General features: G+C 64.2%; 22 protein-coding genes. 11 read left to right on the forward strand and 11 right to left on the reverse strand.

What is annotated here, in order from left to right:
• The first annotated feature begins 239 nt into the window (after positions 1-239).
• The 5 genes from thrC (at position 240) to I6F24_RS26170 (ending at position 4530) form a co-directional block, all read left to right on the forward strand.
• The gene (gene thrC, locus I6F24_RS26150) at positions 240-1658 is read left to right on the forward strand and encodes a threonine synthase (protein ID WP_036040215.1); all 1419 of its coding nucleotides are present in this window, start codon (positions 240-242) and stop codon (positions 1656-1658) included.
• Positions 1655-2944 carry a pitrilysin family protein gene (locus I6F24_RS26155; protein WP_036040217.1) on the forward strand — a complete coding sequence of 430 codons (1290 nt, stop codon included), beginning with the start codon at positions 1655-1657 and terminating at the stop codon, positions 2942-2944. The genes thrC and I6F24_RS26155 overlap by 4 nt, the downstream gene beginning before the upstream one ends.
• Before the next feature lie 36 nt (positions 2945-2980).
• Positions 2981-3568, forward strand: a complete 588-nt coding sequence (locus I6F24_RS26160) for a GNAT family protein (RefSeq protein ID WP_035996611.1) — start codon at positions 2981-2983, stop codon at positions 3566-3568.
• A gap of 100 nt (positions 3569-3668) precedes the next feature.
• Positions 3669-4319 carry a hypothetical protein gene (locus I6F24_RS26165; protein ID WP_225152220.1) on the forward strand — a complete coding sequence of 217 codons (651 nt, stop codon included), beginning with the start codon at positions 3669-3671 and terminating at the stop codon, positions 4317-4319.
• Between the two features lie 16 nt (positions 4320-4335).
• Positions 4336-4530, forward strand: a complete 195-nt coding sequence (locus I6F24_RS26170) for a hypothetical protein (RefSeq protein ID WP_157783945.1) — start codon at positions 4336-4338, stop codon at positions 4528-4530.
• A gap of 18 nt (positions 4531-4548) precedes the next feature.
• On the opposite strand, the gene I6F24_RS26175 is transcribed toward I6F24_RS26170, so the two are convergent.
• The 5 genes from I6F24_RS26175 to I6F24_RS26195 form a co-directional block, all read right to left on the reverse strand.
• Entirely contained in the window at positions 4549-5034 is a 486-nt protein-coding gene (locus I6F24_RS26175) for an ATP F0F1 synthase subunit B (protein WP_035996616.1), read from the reverse strand.
• A gap of 5 nt (positions 5035-5039) precedes the next feature.
• Positions 5040-5600, reverse strand: a complete 561-nt coding sequence (locus tag I6F24_RS26180) for a F0F1 ATP synthase subunit B (RefSeq protein ID WP_036040220.1) — start codon at positions 5598-5600, stop codon at positions 5040-5042.
• A 60-nt stretch (positions 5601-5660) separates the two neighbouring features.
• Positions 5661-5891, reverse strand: a complete 231-nt coding sequence (locus I6F24_RS26185; protein ID WP_008541273.1) for a F0F1 ATP synthase subunit C — start codon at positions 5889-5891, stop codon at positions 5661-5663.
• Positions 5892-5943: 52 nt separating this feature from the next.
• Complete coding sequence (locus I6F24_RS26190) at positions 5944-6693, reverse strand: F0F1 ATP synthase subunit A (protein ID WP_035996621.1); 750 nt, start codon at positions 6691-6693, stop codon at positions 5944-5946.
• A gap of 98 nt (positions 6694-6791) precedes the next feature.
• Positions 6792-7166: an AtpZ/AtpI family protein gene (locus tag I6F24_RS26195; RefSeq protein WP_035996624.1), complete on the reverse strand. Its 375-nt coding sequence runs from the start codon at positions 7164-7166 to the stop codon at positions 6792-6794.
• A 75-nt stretch (positions 7167-7241) separates the two neighbouring features.
• Between I6F24_RS26195 and I6F24_RS26200 the strand changes: the two genes are divergently transcribed.
• From I6F24_RS26200 to I6F24_RS26210, 3 genes are read left to right on the forward strand one after another with little or no spacing between them, the layout of a single operon-like run.
• On the forward strand, positions 7242-7484 hold the full coding sequence (locus I6F24_RS26200) for a hypothetical protein (protein ID WP_225152128.1): 243 nt from the start codon (positions 7242-7244) through the stop codon (positions 7482-7484).
• Between the two features lie 41 nt (positions 7485-7525).
• Positions 7526-8041, forward strand: a complete 516-nt coding sequence (locus I6F24_RS26205; RefSeq protein ID WP_036020619.1) for a hypothetical protein — start codon at positions 7526-7528, stop codon at positions 8039-8041.
• A 13-nt stretch (positions 8042-8054) separates the two neighbouring features.
• Positions 8055-8528: a secondary thiamine-phosphate synthase enzyme YjbQ gene (locus tag I6F24_RS26210; protein WP_036020587.1), complete on the forward strand. Its 474-nt coding sequence runs from the start codon at positions 8055-8057 to the stop codon at positions 8526-8528.
• Between the two features lie 63 nt (positions 8529-8591).
• Here the strand turns inward: I6F24_RS26210 and I6F24_RS26215 are convergent, their stop codons facing one another.
• From I6F24_RS26215 to I6F24_RS26240, 6 genes are all read right to left on the reverse strand, one after another.
• The gene (locus tag I6F24_RS26215; protein ID WP_225152130.1) at positions 8592-10262 is read right to left on the reverse strand and encodes an MFS transporter; all 1671 of its coding nucleotides are present in this window, start codon (positions 10260-10262) and stop codon (positions 8592-8594) included.
• Positions 10263-10461: 199 nt separating this feature from the next.
• A complete protein-coding gene (locus I6F24_RS26220) occupies positions 10462-10830 on the reverse strand; it encodes an integrator complex subunit 1 (protein ID WP_157785154.1) in 369 nt (122 codons plus the stop codon).
• A 91-nt stretch (positions 10831-10921) separates the two neighbouring features.
• Positions 10922-11245, reverse strand: coding sequence for a hypothetical protein (locus I6F24_RS26225; RefSeq protein WP_035996632.1), 324 nt, complete (start codon positions 11243-11245; stop codon positions 10922-10924).
• Positions 11242-11562, reverse strand: a complete 321-nt coding sequence (locus I6F24_RS26230) for a YggT family protein (protein ID WP_035996633.1) — start codon at positions 11560-11562, stop codon at positions 11242-11244. The genes I6F24_RS26225 and I6F24_RS26230 overlap by 4 nt, the downstream gene beginning before the upstream one ends.
• 201 nt (positions 11563-11763) lie before the next feature.
• Entirely contained in the window at positions 11764-13743 is a 1980-nt protein-coding gene (locus tag I6F24_RS26235; protein WP_036040224.1) for a sodium:solute symporter family protein, read from the reverse strand.
• Positions 13744-13754: 11 nt separating this feature from the next.
• On the reverse strand, positions 13755-14033 hold the full coding sequence (locus I6F24_RS26240) for a DUF4212 domain-containing protein (RefSeq protein WP_035996678.1): 279 nt from the start codon (positions 14031-14033) through the stop codon (positions 13755-13757).
• 269 nt (positions 14034-14302) lie between these two features.
• On the opposite strand from I6F24_RS26240, the gene I6F24_RS26245 reads away from it, so the two are divergent.
• The 3 genes from I6F24_RS26245 (at position 14303) to I6F24_RS26255 (ending at position 17984) form a co-directional block, all read left to right on the forward strand.
• On the forward strand, positions 14303-14911 hold the full coding sequence (locus I6F24_RS26245) for a hypothetical protein (RefSeq protein WP_057028414.1): 609 nt from the start codon (positions 14303-14305) through the stop codon (positions 14909-14911).
• Positions 14912-15013: 102 nt separating this feature from the next.
• Positions 15014-17119 carry a DUF294 nucleotidyltransferase-like domain-containing protein gene (locus I6F24_RS26250; RefSeq protein ID WP_225152132.1) on the forward strand — a complete coding sequence of 702 codons (2106 nt, stop codon included), beginning with the start codon at positions 15014-15016 and terminating at the stop codon, positions 17117-17119.
• 184 nt (positions 17120-17303) lie between these two features.
• Entirely contained in the window at positions 17304-17984 is a 681-nt protein-coding gene (locus I6F24_RS26255; RefSeq protein WP_035996645.1) for a response regulator transcription factor, read from the forward strand.

Genomic DNA, 17984 nt, shown 5'->3' on the forward strand with positions numbered 1-17984 from the left:
TGAGGGTTCGGCGACCCCGACGAGGCAACTGGTCTGCACACAACGACAGGCCTTCCAAGAGAAGGGCTGCGGCAATGCCGCAGCCCTTTTTCGTTGGGCGAAGGGGGTACGCCGGAAGCGGTTTCCCGATGCCGCAAAACACTCTATGGTGGTTCAAAGCCACCGGCTGTTGACAAGTAATTAGGTAAAATCAAAGGCTTAAGGGTCGAGCTCCGGCCCGGCCGCCTTTGGAGGGCAGTTTGACTCGCTATATCTCGACCCGGGGCGAAGCCCCCGAACTCGGCTTTTGTGACGTGATGCTGACCGGGCTTGCCCGCGACGGCGGCCTGTATGTGCCGGCGGTGTGGCCACAGCTTCCGAGCGAGACGATCGCCGGCTTCTTCGGCCGCCCCTATTGGGAGGTCGCGGTCGACGTGATTCGTCCCTTCGCCGGTGGCGAGATTTCCGACGCCGAGCTCGGGCGCATGGCGAACGAGGCCTATGCCACCTTCCGCCATCCTGCGGTGGTGCCGCTGCGCCAGATGTCCCCGCACCAGTTCGTGCTGGAGCTGTTCCACGGTCCGACGCTCGCCTTCAAGGACGTGGCGATGCAGCTGATCTCGCGGCTGATGGACCATGTGCTCGAAAAGCGCGGCCAGCGCACCACCATCGTGGTCGCGACGTCAGGCGATACCGGCGGCGCCGCGGTCGAAGCCTTTGCGGGCCTCGAGAACGTCGATCTAATCGTGCTGTTTCCGCACGGCCGCATCTCCGAGGTGCAGCGGCGGATGATGACCACGACGGGCGCGGCCAACGTCCATGCGCTCGCCATTGAGGGCACCTTCGACGACTGCCAGGCGCTCGTGAAGGGAATGTTCAACAACCATCGCTTCCGCGATGCGACCTCGCTCTCCGGCGTCAATTCCATCAACTGGGCGCGCATCGTCGCGCAGGTGGTCTACTATTTCACCTCCGCCGTCGCGGTCGGTGCTCCGGCGCGCGCGGTCGATTTCGTCGTTCCGACGGGCAATTTCGGCGACATCTTCGCCGGCTACGTCGCCAAGCGCATGGGGCTGCCGGTGCGCACCCTGCGCATCGCCGCCAACGTCAACGACATCCTGGCGCGCACGCTGAAGACCGGCATCTACGAGGTGCGTGAGGTGCACGCGACGGCATCGCCGTCGATGGACATCCAGATCTCCTCGAACTTCGAACGGCTGCTGTTCGAGGCCGGCCGGCGCGATGGCGCCGGCGTGCGTCGCCTGATGGAACAGCTGAAGCAGTCCGGCCGCTTCGTGCTACCCGATGCGACACTCGCCGCGATCCGCGAGGAGTTCGATGCCGGGCGCGCTGACGAGACCGAGACTGCGGCTGCGATCCGCGCCGCCTGGCGCGAAGCAGGCGAGCTGGTCGATCCTCATACCGCCGTGGCGCTCGCCGTCGCGGACCGCGACACCACCGATACGAAGGTGCCGAGCATCGTGCTCTCCACCGCCCATCCGGCCAAGTTCCCCGACGCCGTCGAGGCGGCTTGCGGCCAGCGGCCGCAACTGCCGGCCTGGCTCGACGGCCTGATGACCAAATCCGAACACATGAGGGTGATGAAGAACGATCAGGTCGAGCTCGAGCGGTTCGTGCTGTCCGCCAGCCGCGCCGCAAAGCAGGGAGTTGCCGGATGAGCGTCGAGATGTCCAAGCTTGCCTCCGGCCTCACCGTCGTCACCGACGAGATGCCCCACCTCGAGACGGCGGCGCTCGGCGTCTGGGCCGGCGTCGGCGGACGCGACGAGAAGCCGAACGAGCACGGCATCTCGCATCTGTTGGAACACATGGCGTTCAAGGGCACGACCAGGCGCTCCTCGCGCGAGATCGTCGAGGAGATCGAGGCGGTCGGCGGCGACCTCAATGCCGGCACCTCGACCGAGACCACGTCCTATTACGCGCGGGTGCTAAAGGCCGACGTGCCGCTCGCGCTCGACGTGCTCGCCGACATCCTTGCCAATCCCGCCTTCGAGCCCGACGAGCTGGAGCGCGAGAAGAACGTCATTGTGCAGGAGATCGGTGCCGCGCAGGACACGCCCGACGACGTCGTGTTCGAGCATCTGAACGAGCTCTGCTATCCCGACCAGCCGATGGGCCGTTCGCTGCTCGGCACCGCCAAGACGCTGCGCGCCTTCAACCGCGACATGCTGCGCGGCTATCTGTCGACGCATTATCGCGGGCCCGACATGGTGGTGGCCGCGGCCGGGGCGGTCGATCACGGCCAGGTCGTCGCCGAGGTCGAAAAGCGGTTTGCGAGCTTCGAGGGGACGCCCGGGCCGAAGCCGCAGGCCGCTCGGTTCGGCCAGGGCGGCGCCAAGGTGGTGCATCGCGAGCTCGAGCAGGCGCATCTGACGCTGGCGCTCGAGGGGGTGCCTCAGACCGATCCTTCGCTGTTCTCGCTGCAGGTCTTCACCAATGTCCTCGGCGGCGGAATGTCGTCGCGCCTGTTCCAGGAGGTGCGCGAGAAGCGCGGCCTCTGCTACTCTATCTACACCTTCCACGCCCCCTACACCGATACCGGCTTTTTCGGCCTCTATACCGGCACCGATCCCGCCGACGCGCCGGAGATGATGGAGGTCGTGGTCGACATCATGAACGAATCGGTGGAGACGCTGACCGACGCCGAGATCGCCCGAGCCAAGGCACAGATGAAGGCGGGGTTGCTGATGGCGCTGGAGAGCTGCTCCTCCCGCGCCGAGCAGCTCGCCCGGCATGTGCTGGCCTACGGGCGGCCGCAGACAGTGCAGGAACTGGTTGCCCGGATCGACGCCGTCAGCATCGAATCGACCCGGGACGCGGCCCGTGCGCTGCTGTCGCGCAGCCGGCCTGCGGTCGTCGCATTGGGCAGCGGCAGGGGTCTGGACACGGCGGTGTCTTTTGCGGAAGGATTGACACGGGCGCGCGCCAAGGCGCGGCTGCACTAAGAGCCGCGTGCGGGCCTCGCCCCGGGAAGCATCACCATGGCCCTCTTTCGCCTGCCATCCAGTGGACCCGCCGCCCTGGCGCCGCGCGGCAACGGGCTGCTCCTGCGCGCGCCGCAAATGTCCGACTTCCTGCAATGGGCTCATTTGCGCGAGACCAGCCGCGACTATCTGACGCCTTGGGAGCCGATCTGGCCGTCCGACGATCTCACCCGCTCCGGCTTCCGCCGGCGCCTGCGCCGCTATGCCGAGGACATTGCCGCGGACCGCTCCTATCCCTTTCTGATCTTCCGCGAGCTCGACGGTGCCCTGGTCGGCGGCATCACGCTCGCCAATGTCCGGCGCGGCATCGTGCAGGCCGGCACCATCGGCTATTGGGTCGGCCAGCCTTATGCCCATCGCGGCTACATGACGGCCGCACTGCGAGTGCTGCTGCCGACGCTGTTCGGCGAGCTCAATCTGCACCGGGTCGAGGCCGCCTGCATCCCGACCAATGCGCCGTCGATCCGGGTGCTGGAGAAGTGCGGCTTCTCGCGCGAGGGCTTGGCGCGCCGCTATCTCTGCATCAACGGGGTCTGGCAGGATCACCTGCTGTTCGGCCTGCTGCACGAGGACTTCCGCGGCTGAGCAGCCTGATGGATGCAGCCAAATCCCTTTTTGCCGCCTTGGGTTCGCCGATATTGGCGATATAACCCGGCCGGAACATTGTCATGGAGTACGGGTGTTGATGGTGCAGGAGCTTCGGTCATCGCGGACGAGGTTGCGGCGGGGCGCAGCGGTCGTGCTGGCATTATCGGTCGGGCTCGCCTCCGTCTCGCCGGTGGCGGCACAGTCGTTGACCGACCGCTTCAAGAGCCTGTTCGGCGGCAAGTCCGACGAGCCGGCGGAGCCGAAGCCGGCGCCTGCGCCCGGGCAGCCGGCCGAAGACGACCTCGATTGCCCCCAGGTCACGGTGCGCGCGGGCGCCTCGACCTACGCGGTCGGCGCCAGCGGCAAGCCGGCGGTCGGCAATGACATCCGCTTCCAGGCCTCGATCACCAAGATGGCGCGCGAATGCTTGCGCAGCAGTGCCGGCATCACCGCCCGGATCGGCATCCAGGGCCGCGTCATCGCCGGCCCCGCCGGGGCGCCTGCCTCCGTCGAGGTGCCGCTGCGCATCGCCGTCGTGCAGGGCGGCGTCGGCGAGAAGGTGATCGCCTCGAAGGCCTACCGGACCACGGTGGCGATGTCGGAAGGCGGCAGCGTGCCCTTCACCTTCGTCGCCGAGGATCTGGCCTATCCGGTGCCGGCGCCCGCGGTCGCCGATACCTACATCTTCTATGTCGGCTTCGACCCGCAGGCGCTCTCGCCGGAGCGGAGAGGGAAGAAGAAGAAGTAGGGGAGATCTTGCGGCAATGTCAGCTGTCATTGCCCGCGAAGGCGGGCAATCCAGTATTCCAGAGGCCGCGGTGCTTGAACTGAGAAGCCTCGGCGCAATGGATCACCCGCCCCAGTGCGCAAGTGCGCACAAGGTGGGTGATGATACCGCACTTGTGGATGCTGTTACCCGACAGACAAAAAAGCCGGCGCTCGTCGCGCCGGCTTTTTGATTGGGTAAGGCAAATCCCTCAGTTCAGCTTCTGCCTGACTTCGTTGATGCCCTTGGCGAGCAGGTCGTCGGCGATCTGGCCCTTGACCGACTGCGACAGGATCGTGGAGGCAGCCTGCACGGCGGCTTCCGCGGCGGCTGCCCGGACGTCCGCGAGAGCCTGAGCCTCGGCGAGTGCGATCTTGCCCTCGGCGGTCTTGGTGCGGCGGGTGACGAAATCTTCCAATTTCGCCTTGGCCTCTGCTGCGATGCGCTCCGCTTCGGCGTTCGCGTTGGCGATGATGTCGGCGGCCTCGCGCTCGGCACCGGCAGTGCGCGCCTTGTAGTCGGCGAGCACCTTGGTGGCCTCCTGCTTGAGGCGCGCCGCCTCGTCCAGCTCGGCCTTGATACGAGCGGCGCGATGATCGAGCGCCGACATCGCCGTCTTGAACACCCCCACATAGGCGAAGATCACCATCAGAATCACGAAGGCAACGGCGACCCAAAACTCAGGTGTGAAGAACATCGAGACTAACCCTTCAAGGTCGCATCAACGGCGGCATTGACCGACGCTGCATCCGGAACGACGCCCGTGAGCTGCTGAACGATGGTGCCGGCTGCATCGGCCGCGATGCCGCGGACGTTGCTCATGGCGGTCGCGCGGGTCGAGGCAATGGTCTTCTCCGCCTCGGCGAGCTTGGCGGACAGTTGCTCTTCTAGCGCCTTGCGTTCGGCTTCCGCCTGCGCATTCGCCTTCTCGCGGGATTCGTTGCCGATCGCCTGTGCACGCGCGCGCGCCGACGCGAGCTCGCCTTCATAGGCCTTGAGCGCCGCCTCGGACTGGTCCTTCAGCTTCTGCGCTTCGGCGAGATCGCCCTCGATCTTGTTCTGACGCGCCTCGATCGCACCCCCGACACGCGGCAGCGCGAACCGGGAGACGATCAGATACAGCGCGACGAAGGCGATCGCGAGCGACACCAGTTGCGAAGCAAAGGTGCTGCTCTCGAAAGGCGGAAAGCCACCGCCGTGGTGACCGCCATCGGCCTCCGTGTGAGCGCCGGTACCTTTGGCGCCGCCATGACTTTCAGCCATGGAGTTCTCCTGTTGCTGTCAGACGCGCCGCCTCCCACCTGGAAGCGGCGCGAAACGCGTTCAGAGCGGGACGAACAGCAGCAGCAGAGCGATCAGCAGCGAGAAGATGCCGAGCGCTTCGGTCACGGCGAAGCCGAAGATCAGGTTGCCGAACTGGCCCTGAGCAGCTGCCGGGTTGCGCATGGCTGCGGACAGATAATTGCCGAATATGAAGGCCACGCCGATGCCGGCGCCGCCCATGCCGATGCACGCGATGCCCGCGCCGAGAAACTTAGCTGCTTGCGGATCCATTTTTGACTCCTTGGAAGAAAGACAGGTGTGGGTGGAAAAGCACCCGGATCACTCAGTGTCCAGGGTGAATGGCGTCGTTGAGGTAGATACAGGTCAAGATCGCAAACACATAGGCTTGCAGGAACGCGACCAGCAGTTCGAGCGCGGTGAGCGCGACGGCGAGCGCCAGCGGCATGACACCGCCGATCCAGCCGACCACGCCAAGAGACGCGCCGAGCATGGCAACGAAGCCGGCGAACACCTTCAGCGCGATGTGGCCCGCGAGCATGTTCGCGAACAGTCGAACGCTGTGCGAGACCGGCCGCAGGAAGAACGACAGCACCTCGATCGCCATGACCAGCGGCAGGATGTAGCCGGGAACGCCCGAGGGCACGAACACTTTCAGGAACTTCAGGCCGTTCTTGTAGAGGCCGTAGATCAGGACCGTGAAGAACACCAGCAGCGCCAGCGCCGCAGTGACGATGAGATGGCTCGTCACGGTGAACGTGTACGGAACGATGCCTACGAGGTTCGAGACGCAGATGAACATGAACAGCGAGAAGATCAGCGGGAAGAACCGCATGCCATCCGCTCCGGCAGTGCTGCGGATCATGCTGGCCACGAACTCATAGGAGAGCTCGGCCACCGACTGCAGACGCCCCGGAACCAGCTGCTTGCCGCTGGTGAGCAGAAGCAGCGCAATGATCCCCACCGCGACGAACATGTAGAGAGAGGCATTGGTGAAGGCGATCGTGTGATCGCCGATACGGCCGATTGTGAAGAGCGGTTCGACGTTGAACTGATGGATCGGGTCGATTTTCATCCGCGCGGCATCTCTCGTCTGCTGGACAAGCCGACCAGTGAAGATTGGTCGGCCGGCTGTGCCGGCGAGCGGCACGACAGTTAACCCGGCTAGGCCAATTACGAACCACCGCGCCTGTTCGGACCCGCGCCTGCCGTTCTCACCACATTCACCACGCCGGCGATGAAGCCCAGCAGCAGGAACGCGATGAATCCGAAAGGCGACGTCGACAGCAAGTGGTCGAACCCCCAGCCAATCCCCGCTCCGACAGCGACGCCGGCGATCAACTCCGAGGATAGTCGGAAACCAAGCGCCATCGCCGAGGCTCTGGCCGCTTTGTCTCCATCGTCACCTGCGGGTTGCTCGGTCTTGGCCCGGCGGTCGCGAAATTCGGACAACCGCTGATCAAGATTTCCGAGCCGATCGGAAAGCGCGGCTTCCTCGGGCGATCTATCGCGATCTCCATCCTCGCCGTGTCCCGTGCCCTGTGTCATGCAACGAAGACCCGAAACGCTGCGGCTGAATGGAAATTGCGCCCGTCACCCTCAAAAGCCGCGCGGACCATACTGATGGCCTATAATCAAGTCAAGCCAAGTCACGATTGCGTCCCTTCCGATTATCTATTTGATTCACTTGATGATATTGACGCGCACGGCAGCGCTGCACACAGCGTGACGCCGCTCCGCAGCAGGTCTGCTTGCGAACGGCGGACGCAGCCGTCCTTTCGCCGCGCTCGCGGGATCAAAGAAGCCGCCGCGTTCGTTGATTTCGGGGGCGGCTTTTTGGCGGCGGATTGCCGGCTGGGGGTGTAGAATTGCAACCGCAGCCGCAGCAGTGCCGGGCGGAGACAATGATGAGACCTGCGACGTCATCCACGACATCATGGCTCGCGGCGGCGGCCGCGGTGATGGTAGTCAGCGGCGGCCTCGCGGCCGCGCAATCTACGCCCGACGGCGAAAATGGCCGCTACAGCATGACGCCCATCCCCGAGGGCGTGCTGCGGCTCGACACGCGCACCGGCACGGTGTCGACCTGCACCAGGAACGGCGCCGGTTGGGCCTGCTACGCGGTGCCCGACGAGCGGACCGCACTCGACGCCGAGATCGGCAGGCTCCAGGCCGAGGTCGAGCGGCTGAAGGCACAGCTCGCGGCGGGGCCAACGGTATCGGGCAAGATCGACGAGGCGCTGCCGAAATCCGATCCACTCAGGAAGCCCGAGCCCAAGGTCGCCGAGGGCGAGCGCAAGATCGAGATCCCGCTGCCGAGCGAGCAGGACGTCGACCGTGTGATGTCGTTCCTGGAAAAGGCCTGGCGGCGGCTGATCGACATGGCCAACCGCGTGCAGAAAGACGTGTCGGGGAAGATCTGATGCGGGCCCCTCCATGACATCTGCCAGATCCGTCACCCGCTCCGCACCATCGTCCGTACAGGCCACGACCGTCACATCGGCACTGCTCACCGTGCAGACGCCTGGCCGCGGCTTCACCGATCTGACCAGCGAGGCCGCGAGATTCATCGCCGAGGCGCACGCGGGTGAGGGCGCGTTGACGCTGTTCATCCGCCACACCTCGGCCTCGCTGACGATCCAGGAGAACGCCGATCCCTCCGTGCTGGTCGATCTTACGACGGCGCTGTCACGGCTCGCGCCGGAGAACGCGGGGTGGACCCATGATACCGAGGGGCCGGACGACATGCCGGCCCATATCAAGACCATGCTGACGCAGACTTCGCTTCAGGTCCCGGTCCTGAGCGGCAAGCTCGCGCTCGGCACCTGGCAGGCGATCTACCTGATCGAGCATCGCAGCCGCCCGCACCGCCGTGAGATCGTGCTGCAATTCATCGGCAGCGATCGATAACCACACAAAGCAAAACCGGCCGCGGAGACCGCGGCCGGTTGGTGTCGTCGATTGCTGCTGCGATCAGGTCGCCTTGATGTCGACGTCCTTGGTTTCCGGCAGGAACAGGAAGCCGATCACCACGGTAATCGAGGCGAAGATGATCGGGTACCAGAGACCGGCATAGATGTCGCCGGTCGAGGCCACGATGGCGAAGGCGGTGGCGGGCAGGAGGCCGCCGAACCAGCCGTTGCCGATGTGGTAGGGCAGCGACATCGAAGTGTAGCGGATGCGGGTCGGGAACAATTCGACCAGCATCGCCGCGATCGGGCCGTACACCATGGTCACGAACAGGACCAGGACGAACAGCAGGCCGATGATCGCCGCCGGCTGCGGACGGAAGACGTCGAACGGATGCGACATCTTCACGATGCCGGTGTCACCCGCCTTGGGATAGCCGGCCGCCTGCACCGCGGCGAGAACCGCCGGGTTGCTGTCCTTGGCGTTGGCGTAGGGCACGTCCTTGCCGTTGACCACGACCTTCACGTCCGAGCCGGCCGGACCTGGCGTCGTCGTGTACCTGACCGACGATTGCGACAGGTAGGCGCGCGCGGTGTCGCAAGGCGCGGTGAAGACGCGGGTGCCGACCGGGTTGAACAGATCGCCGCACTTGGCGGGATCGGCCACCACCTCGACCTTGACCGTCTCGATGGCCTTTTCCAGCGCCGGGTTGGCGTTGGAGGTGATCATCTTGAAGATCGGGAAGAAGGTCAGCGCCGCGATCAGGCAGCCGCCGAGGATGATCGGCTTGCGGCCGATCTTGTCGGAGAGCATGCCGAACACGATGAAGAAGCCGGTGCCGAGCAGCAGCGACCATGCAATCAGCAGGTTGGCGGTATAGCCGTCGACCTTCAGGATCGATTGCAGGAAGAACAGCGCGTAGAACTGGCCGGTGTACCAGACCACGCCCTGGCCCATGACGCCGCCGAGCAGGGCGAGCAGCACCAGCTTGCCGTTCTGCCAATTGCCGAAGGCTTCCGTCAGCGGCGCCTTCGAACTCTTCCCCTCTTCCTTCATCTTCTGGAAGATCGGCGATTCGTTGAGGCGGAGCCGGATCCAGACCGAGATGCCGAGCAGCAGCACCGAGACCAGGAACGGAATGCGCCAGCCCCACGCTGCGAAATCGGCCTCACCGAGCGCGGTGCGGGTGAACAGAATCACCAGCAGCGACAGGAACAGGCCGAGGGTTGCCGTGGTCTGGATGAAGGAGGTGTAGAAGCCGCGCTTGCCGTTCGGCGCATGCTCCGCGACGTAGGTCGCCGCACCGCCATATTCGCCGCCGAGCGCCAGACCTTGGGCGAGGCGCAGCACGATCAGGATGATCGGGGCCGCGATGCCGATGGTCGCCGCGTTGGGCAACAGGCCGACGATGAAGGTCGACAGACCCATGATCAGGATGGTGACGAGGAAGGTGTATTTGCGGCCGACGATGTCGCCGACACGGCCGAACACAATCGCGCCGAACGGACGCACCAGGAAGCCCGCGGCAAACGCCAGCAGCGCGAAGATATCGCGGGTTGCCGGCGGATAGGCCGAGAAGAACTGCGCGCCGATGATGCCGGCCAGCGAACCGTAGAGATAGAAGTCGTACCACTCGAAGACGGTACCGAGCGAGGAGGCGAGAATGACGAACCGTTCGTCCTTCGTCATCCCGGCGCCGGCAGATGGTGCCGATGTTGCAGTTACTGTCGTCATTCAGATTCGCTCCCGCTTGTTTTCTTTTCAAGAACCGATTCGCGCCACGCGGGCGCGCCACCAATCGGGGGCGAGCAATTACATGCCTATCGCGTCCGGCCCAATAGTACTTTCGACGCGAATCGGAAGGATCGCGGAGATGTCGGACGGGAAATCACGGAGCCGCGGGAACGAAATACCGTGGGTCTGCAGCCTCAAACTAAAGTCCAAGGACGGAAAAGCCCATCGCGACAATCCACATCACGACTGACACCAGGGCAGACCAGTATGCGAACACCAGATAGGTTTCTCGCATCACCGCCGAGACTGTTTTTTGTGCATGCGGCTGAGGCGGGCGTCTATCTTTTGGAAGATACAGCCACATCTCGGTGCGGCGGTGGTCTTTGGTCCGCGCCTCCTGCGCTTTCAGGAGAAGCACCAGTGTCATGATCAGGCTCAGAAAGCCTCCCGCCTGAAACGCGGAGCGCGGCAGAAACGAAAGGCCGATCATGACGCAGAATATGGCGAGGGAGGCAAATCCGCACGCGCGCAGGACCGTTTCAAAGGCGATGCGGCGCATTTCTTCCATGAGGAGGAACTCCGTCGCCTGGCTCATTGGGATCGAGATGCGTCTAGGGTAGTCCCTGCGGGGCCTGCCTTCAATGGTTCCCGCCCGCCGTTCAGAGGCCGACGCTGATGAAATTGCCGGCGGCGGGGAGCGCGAGGATAGCCGTGCCGGCCAGCCAGATCCAAAGCGAGACGCCGTTCGACTCCTGTGCGCCGGTGACGCGTTCGTAGATGGCGGCGGGAATGCCGCCCAGGATCACGGTGGCGGTCGAGACCATCAGCGAGGCGAACATCAGCGTCAGCGACATGTTTCCGAACAGAAGAGGGCCTGCGAGCGGTTGGACGTAGAGCAGGGCGAAGATCAGCCAAAGCTGGTTGAAGAGGCCGTTGATCATTCCGAAGAAGGCAATACCGATCAGGAAGAAGTTGCGGTTCATGATCCTCCTCCCGCAAGCCGCGGCGCGAGGTTGAGCACGAGCAATGTGTAGTGGAGCACGATCCGCAACCAGAACATCCAGACAAAACCGAACAGCCACACGATGGCTGGAGGAACTGCCTTCGGCGTGACGGTTGCAATGGCGGTGAGCACCGGATCGGTGAGGCGGCAGAAGAAGCGCCAGATATAGTTCGGCGAGTCGGCGTCGACGAAGAGGCCGAGCAGGAAGCGGCCGAGCATGGTGTACATCAGAGCCGCCAGAACGAAGTTCGGCAGGTGGAAATACCAGTATCTGGCGAACGAGTCGGCAATGTCCAAAATCTGTCCTCCTCCGGACCTCGCTCTGGCGCAGTATGGTCTTGCGAGGGCTGCCTGCTCGGCCCGGCCCGTCGGGCATTCTGCACCGGCCGCCGCACCCAACAATGTCAAGGCAGACGGTTCTGGGCAAGCGAGCGCCGCCGGTCGCAAACAAGAACGGGGCCTCGCAAGGCCCCGTTCGTCGCAATCGATCCGATCCGCTCAGGTCGTTTTCTCTTCGAGCACCGTGCGGCCTCGCGGCTTGCGAATCTCGTCAACATAGGCCTGCATTTCCCGCGACGGCGCCCTTCCCAGCAGGCTCACGATGATGATCACCGCGAAGCCGAATGGCGTCCCCAGCAAACCGCATGCGATGTTGTTGAGGTTGAACCAACCCACCTTGTTGGCGAGCGGGTGGGCCAGCGTCGGCCAACTCTCCATGGCGTTGGGCAATGCCATGGCCTTGGCGATGTCCACCAGCGGTGCGCCGGTGACCGGATTGAGCAGCGACGTCATGCCGAAATACTTGACGCCCGCGCCAGGGAAATAGCGCGTGACGAGCAGGTAGAACATGCACAGCCCAAATCCGGCGATGATGCCGCAGATCGCGCCCGTGGACGTCGTGCGCTTCCACCACACACCCATCACAAGCGCCGGGAAGTTGCCCGCCATCGCCAGGGAGAACGCCCAGCCGACCATGGCCAGGATATCCCCGGGCTTGGTGGCAGCCGTCGCCGCGGCAATGACTGCGACCGCCAGCAGCAGCACGCGCGCGATGATCAGCCGGCGTGCCGTCGGCGCGTTCGGATCGATCATCTTGTAGTAGACATCATGCGACAATGCATTGGCGATCGCGAGCAGCAGCCCGTCGGCGGTGGACAGAGCCGCGGCCAGGCCGCCGGCCGCGACGAGGCCCGAGATCACGTAGGGAAGGCCCGCGATCTCCGGTGTCGAGAGCACGATCACGTCCGTGTTGATCACGAAGTCCTGCAGCCGGACCACACCGGGGTGACCGGCAACGGCCTTGCAGGCGGCAATGACGGCGTCGATGTTGACGGCGTTCTTGCCGCAGATCTGGATCAGCCCGAGCTCGCCCCAGCTGAACAGCCAGGGCCTGATCGCGGACAGATCGCGCCCGATGATGTTCGTGTACACCTCCAGCTTCGAGAACGCCGCATAGGCAGGCGCCGAGAAGTACAGGAGGAAGATGAACAGCAGCGACCATGCCACGGATTGCCGCGCCTCACGCACCGACGGTGTCGTGAAGTAGCGCATCAAGATGTGCGGCAGCGAGGCCGTCCCGACCATCATGCACAGAATGATCGCAAAGAAGTTCAGCGGGCTATAGCTGAAGAACGGCTGAATGTGCGGCTTGAGGCTTGCCGCCGCCGCCAGTCCGTTCGCGAGCATGTCCTGTTCGCGCGCCGTGATGTCCGCGATCGCGTGCCCATAGGTCAGCTGCGGAAGCGGTATCCCGTAGATCTTGGTTGACAGGATCACGATCGGTGTCAGGTAGGCTATGATCAGCACGATGTACTGGGCCACCTGCGTCCAGGTCACCGCGCGCATGCCGCCCAGCATCGAGCAGACCAGGATGCCGACCAGTCCCGCGAAAACCGCGAGCTCGAACTGCATTCCGAGGAAGCGCGAGGCAATGATGCCCGTGCCGTAGATCTGCGCCGTGACATAGGTGAACGAGCAGGCGACGAGCACGACGACGCCCAGCGCCCGGGCGAAATTGCCGCCATAACGGAAGGACAAGAAGTCGGGCACCGTATAGGCGCCGAATTTGCGCAGATAAGGCCCGATCAGGATGGAGACCAGCACGAAGCCGCCGGTCCATCCGAGCACCCAGGCAAGTCCGTCATAGCCGAGCAGGAACAGCGTGCCCGCCATGCCGACGAAGGACGCTGCCGACATCCAGTCGGCACCGGTGGCCATGCCGTTGTAGAACGCCGGTACGCTGCGACCGGCCACATAGTATTCCGAGACTTGCGCCGTTCGCGACAGAATGCCGATGATGGCGTAGACCGCGAGCGTGAAGAACACGAACAGGTAGCCGAGAACCTTGTTCGGCACCCCGATCACTTCGAGGGCGGCGAGCAGAAGGACGAATGCGACGAATCCACCGGTGTAGAAGCCGTAGATCCGCCCGAGGTTGCTGAGAAAGTCGGAGCCGCCGGTTGAGGCCTGCGTAGCCATGTTCAATCCCCCTAATCGTCTTCTGCGAAGCCGAATTCTCGGTCGATCTTGTCCTGCTGTCTGGCGAAGACGAACAGGATGACCACGAAGGCGATCAGCGAACCCTGCGCGGCCATATAGAAGCCGAGCGGGAAGCCAAGGATCGGCAGCTTGATGGCGTTGAGCGGAACCACGAACATGTGGATGACGTATCCGAAGAAGAACCAGATGCCGAGGTTGATCAGCATCAGGCGCGAGGTCTTGCGCCAGTGGGCTTCTTCTCGTTCTTTGAGATTTTGGGAGTCAGGCATGGGCTGCATTTCCTCTGTCAGCACTCCGGCATGCGAGCCGGAGGAATCGAGGGGTTGCATACCCGTCGCTGCGGCCCCCCCGTGCCGCCTTCCAACCGGTCTTTCGCCAATTTGGAATGTCGGAGGCTAACATCAGGAGTGCCGAGGTCTTTCTAATACTTTCGGAGGGAACCGATGTTGCGGATGCGAACGGCGCTGCGGCCGTTGACAATTCGGGCGCGGCGAGCGCGGGATAGCACGGCGATTCCGTTTGGCAGGATCGGATTGCGATGAAGCTGCTGCAGAAATTCTTTCGTCCCCGGCCGCCGATTGGCGATCGCAAGGCGCTTGCCGACTTCATAGACGCGCAGTCGGCATTCATCGTGCAAAAGGGTATTTACGAGTATTCGCGTGCCCGCGCGGGCCATTACGCCAAGGTGCTGTTTGCCGAGGAAGGCTTTGCACAAGCCGTCGAACGGTCGCGCTGGCAGGCTTATCCGCTCGGGCTTGCGATGGTCGGCGAGATGGTCGAGGGGGTATTGCGCCCACATGCCGGCATGCACCGCCGGGCGGTTCTCGACCAGATGATCCTCGTCGTCCTCTCGGTTTTCGACCGTTACCCCGTGCCGCCGTCGCTCGGCGAGGACGCCTGGCTTGAGGCCCGGCGCGAGCTGGAGCAGAGGCTCGACCTTGTTGGCGGGCATGCGCCCAAGCGCGTGATGGACATTCCCGAGCCGCTGGCGGAAACCTATTTTGCGATGATGCCGATCCACGAAAAGCTGCGCGGACGGGATTTCGAGACGATCCGCAATTACCTGCGCGTCAGCCTGTGCAACATCCATGACGAATTGGTCGATCGCATCGATGCGGCTGCCGTGACCAACAGGCTGCTGGCGTAGGATCGCCCCGCCTCTGCCAATGCCCGGTTTGCCGGCCAGCATCGCACGGTCCGGGCCTTCCGAGGGAGGACAATGGATACGACGAGTGGTGCTGCCCCGCTTTTGTCGCTCGACGCCGTTGTCATCGATGCCGAAACGACTGGGCTCGATCCGCGCAAGGCGCGGGTGATCGAGCTTGCCGGCGTGCGTCTGTCGGCCGGAAAGCTGGTCGACGGCGGTTCGTTCGTTCAATTGCTGCGGCCGGCCGATCAACCGATCCCCGCCGAAACGACGCGCATTCACGGCATCGATGATGCCATGGTCGCTGAATCGCCGCTATTCGTGGATGTGTGGCCGCGTTTCGAGGCATTCCTCGGCCGGACGGTCGTCATCGGGCACATGATCGGTTTCGATCTGGCCGTCCTGAAGCGCGAATGCGATCTGGCGGGATTGCCATGGTCCCGGCCTCGAACGCTCGATACCAGACTGCTTGCGGAGATCGTTGCACCGGACCTCGGCGGATACCAGCTGGAGAATCTTGCGGCCTGGCTTGGCATTGACGTAGCCGGCCGGCACTCCGCTCTCGGCGATGCGATCACGACGGCACGGATCTTCCTTGCGCTGCTGCCGAGGCTGCGCGAGCACGGCATCCGGACCGTCGCTCAAGCCGAGCGGGTCTGTCGCGCGCTCACCACGGTGCTCGACGATCAGGTGCGGATGGGTTGGGTCGAGCCGGTCGAAGCGACGGCTCGTATCGATGCAGAGCAAACGCTGAAGCGATTCGACGCCTATGCCTATCGCCACCGCAACCGCGACATCATGCGGTATCCCGTCATTTTCGTCGGTCCGGACGTTTCGGTGAGCGAAGCCCTGGCACGAATGACCAGCGAGAGAATATCGGCTGTGTACGTCGGTGCGGCGGATGCGGCCGCCGACGATATCAAGGCCGTCGAGGCCGGGATCGTTACCGAGCGTGACGTGCTGCGGGCGATCGCCCGGCTCGGTGCCCCCGCGCTGGAGCTGCCGGTGCACCGCATCATGAGCAGGCCGCTGGCGGCGATTCCCGAGGACGCGCTTGTCTATCGCGCGATTGGCCGGATGAATCGCCTCAAGACCCGCCATCTCGGCGTCGTCGATGAGGCCGGCCGGGTGGTCGGTGCGTTGTCCGCGCGGGACCTGCTGCGTCTGCGGGCAGGGGAGGCCATATCGCTCGGCGACGAGATCGAGGATGCTGCGGATACGCAGGCATTGGCGCTGGCCTGGGCGAAGCTGCCGCGGGTTGCGGAGGTGCTCCTGGCGGAAGGATTGTCCGGGCGTCAGATTGCGGAGGTGATCTCCAGCGAGCTCTGCGCCCTCACCCGTCAGGCCGCTGTGATCGCCGAGCGGATCATGCGGGATCGCGGTCGGGGCGCGGCCCCCACGCCCTACACGCTGATCGTGCTCGGGTCTGCCGGGCGCGGCGAAAGCCTGCTGGCGATGGATCAGGACAATGCCGTGATCTTCGCGCAAGGCGAGCCGGGAGGCAACGAGGATCGCTGGTTTGAGACGTTCGCAGCGCACGTTGCAGATATTCTGCACGAGGCCGGTGTGCCCTATTGCAAGGGGGGCGTCATGGCGAAAAACCCACCCTGGCGCGGCTCTGTTGCAACGTGGCGGGACCGCATCGAGCACTGGGTCTGCCGCTCCAGTCCAAAGGATCTGCTGTCGGTCGATATCTTTTTCGATCTCCGGGCCGTTCATGGCGACGGCAGCCTTGCCGTGGCGGTCAGGCAGGCGGCTTTCGCGGCAGCCGAGGGGCAGGTCGCGTTCGCCAAGCTTCTGGTCGAGGGGATCAGCGTCCCTGCGAGCCTGAAATTCTTCGGCGGCATTCGCACTGACGGCGGTCGCATCGACCTCAAGGCGGCAGGGCTGTTCGGCCTGGTTGCTGCAGCGCGTGCGATGGCGATCCGTTACCATGTGATGGGCCGATCGACATCGCAACGCCTCGCGGGCGTGAAGGCCCTGGTTGGCCGTGGCCAGACCGATCTCGATGCGCTCGACGAGGCCCATGGTATCTTTCTGGAGCTGATCGTGTCGCAACAGATTGCGGATGTGGCGCAGGGGACGGCGCCCTCCAATGCGGTGTTGGTCAAGCCGTTGTCGGCCCGTGATCGCGAGCGATTGAGGGCAGCGCTTCAAGCGGTCGCCGTGATCGATGAGTTGACCCGGGACCTGCTGTTCAGGGATTGATGAGACTCGTCAGCGGCTTTTTGCGCTGCAACATCAGTTGGTTGACGCCTGTGATTAACCGCCTTGCGACTACGGGCGGAAGGTTGCCTTGCAAGACGGCTCCAGTCAGTAAACAATCGCAATTGCTGCTTGATCAGCAACGAGTTGAACTTCTTTCCCGATCTTTCGTCGGCCTGCGGAACAGATGACTGCAACAGCCAATGCAAACACCCATCTCGTCATCGCCGATGATCATCCCCTGTTCCGCGATGCGCTGCGGCAGGCGGTGGCGGGCGTTCTCCCCGCGGCTCGGATCGACGAGGCCGGATCCTTCGAGGATCTGACCAAGCTTCTTGAGCAGGCCTCCGAGGTCGACCTGGTCCTGCTCGACCTCTCCATGCCTGGGATCTCCGGCTTTTCCGGCCTGATCTATCTGCGTGCGCAATACCCGGCGATCCCGGTCGTGATCGTCTCGGCCTCCGACGACAGCGCCACGATCCGCCGTTCGCTCGATTTCGGCGCGTCCGGCTTCATCCCGAAGCGGTTCGGGGTCGAGACCTTGCGCGACGCCATCCTCAAGGTGATGGAGGGCGACGTCTGGGTCCCCGCCGATACCGACCTCTCCGCCGCCGCCGATCCCGACATGACCCGCCTGCGCGACCGCCTGGTGACGCTGACGCCTCAGCAGGTTCGCGTCCTGATGATGCTGTCGGAGGGCCTTCTCAACAAGCAGATCGCCTACGAGCTCGGTGTCTCAGAGGCCACCATCAAGGCGCATGTCTCGGCGATCCTGCAGAAGCTCGGCGTCGAGAGCCGGACGCAAGCGGTGATTGCCGCCGCCAAGATCGCCGGCGGCCAGTGGAAGCAGGGTACGCCGACGGAATAG

This window comes from Bradyrhizobium sp. BRP23 (assembly GCF_020194135.1).
Taxonomy (GTDB): Bacteria; Pseudomonadota; Alphaproteobacteria; order Rhizobiales; family Xanthobacteraceae; genus Bradyrhizobium; species Bradyrhizobium yuanmingense.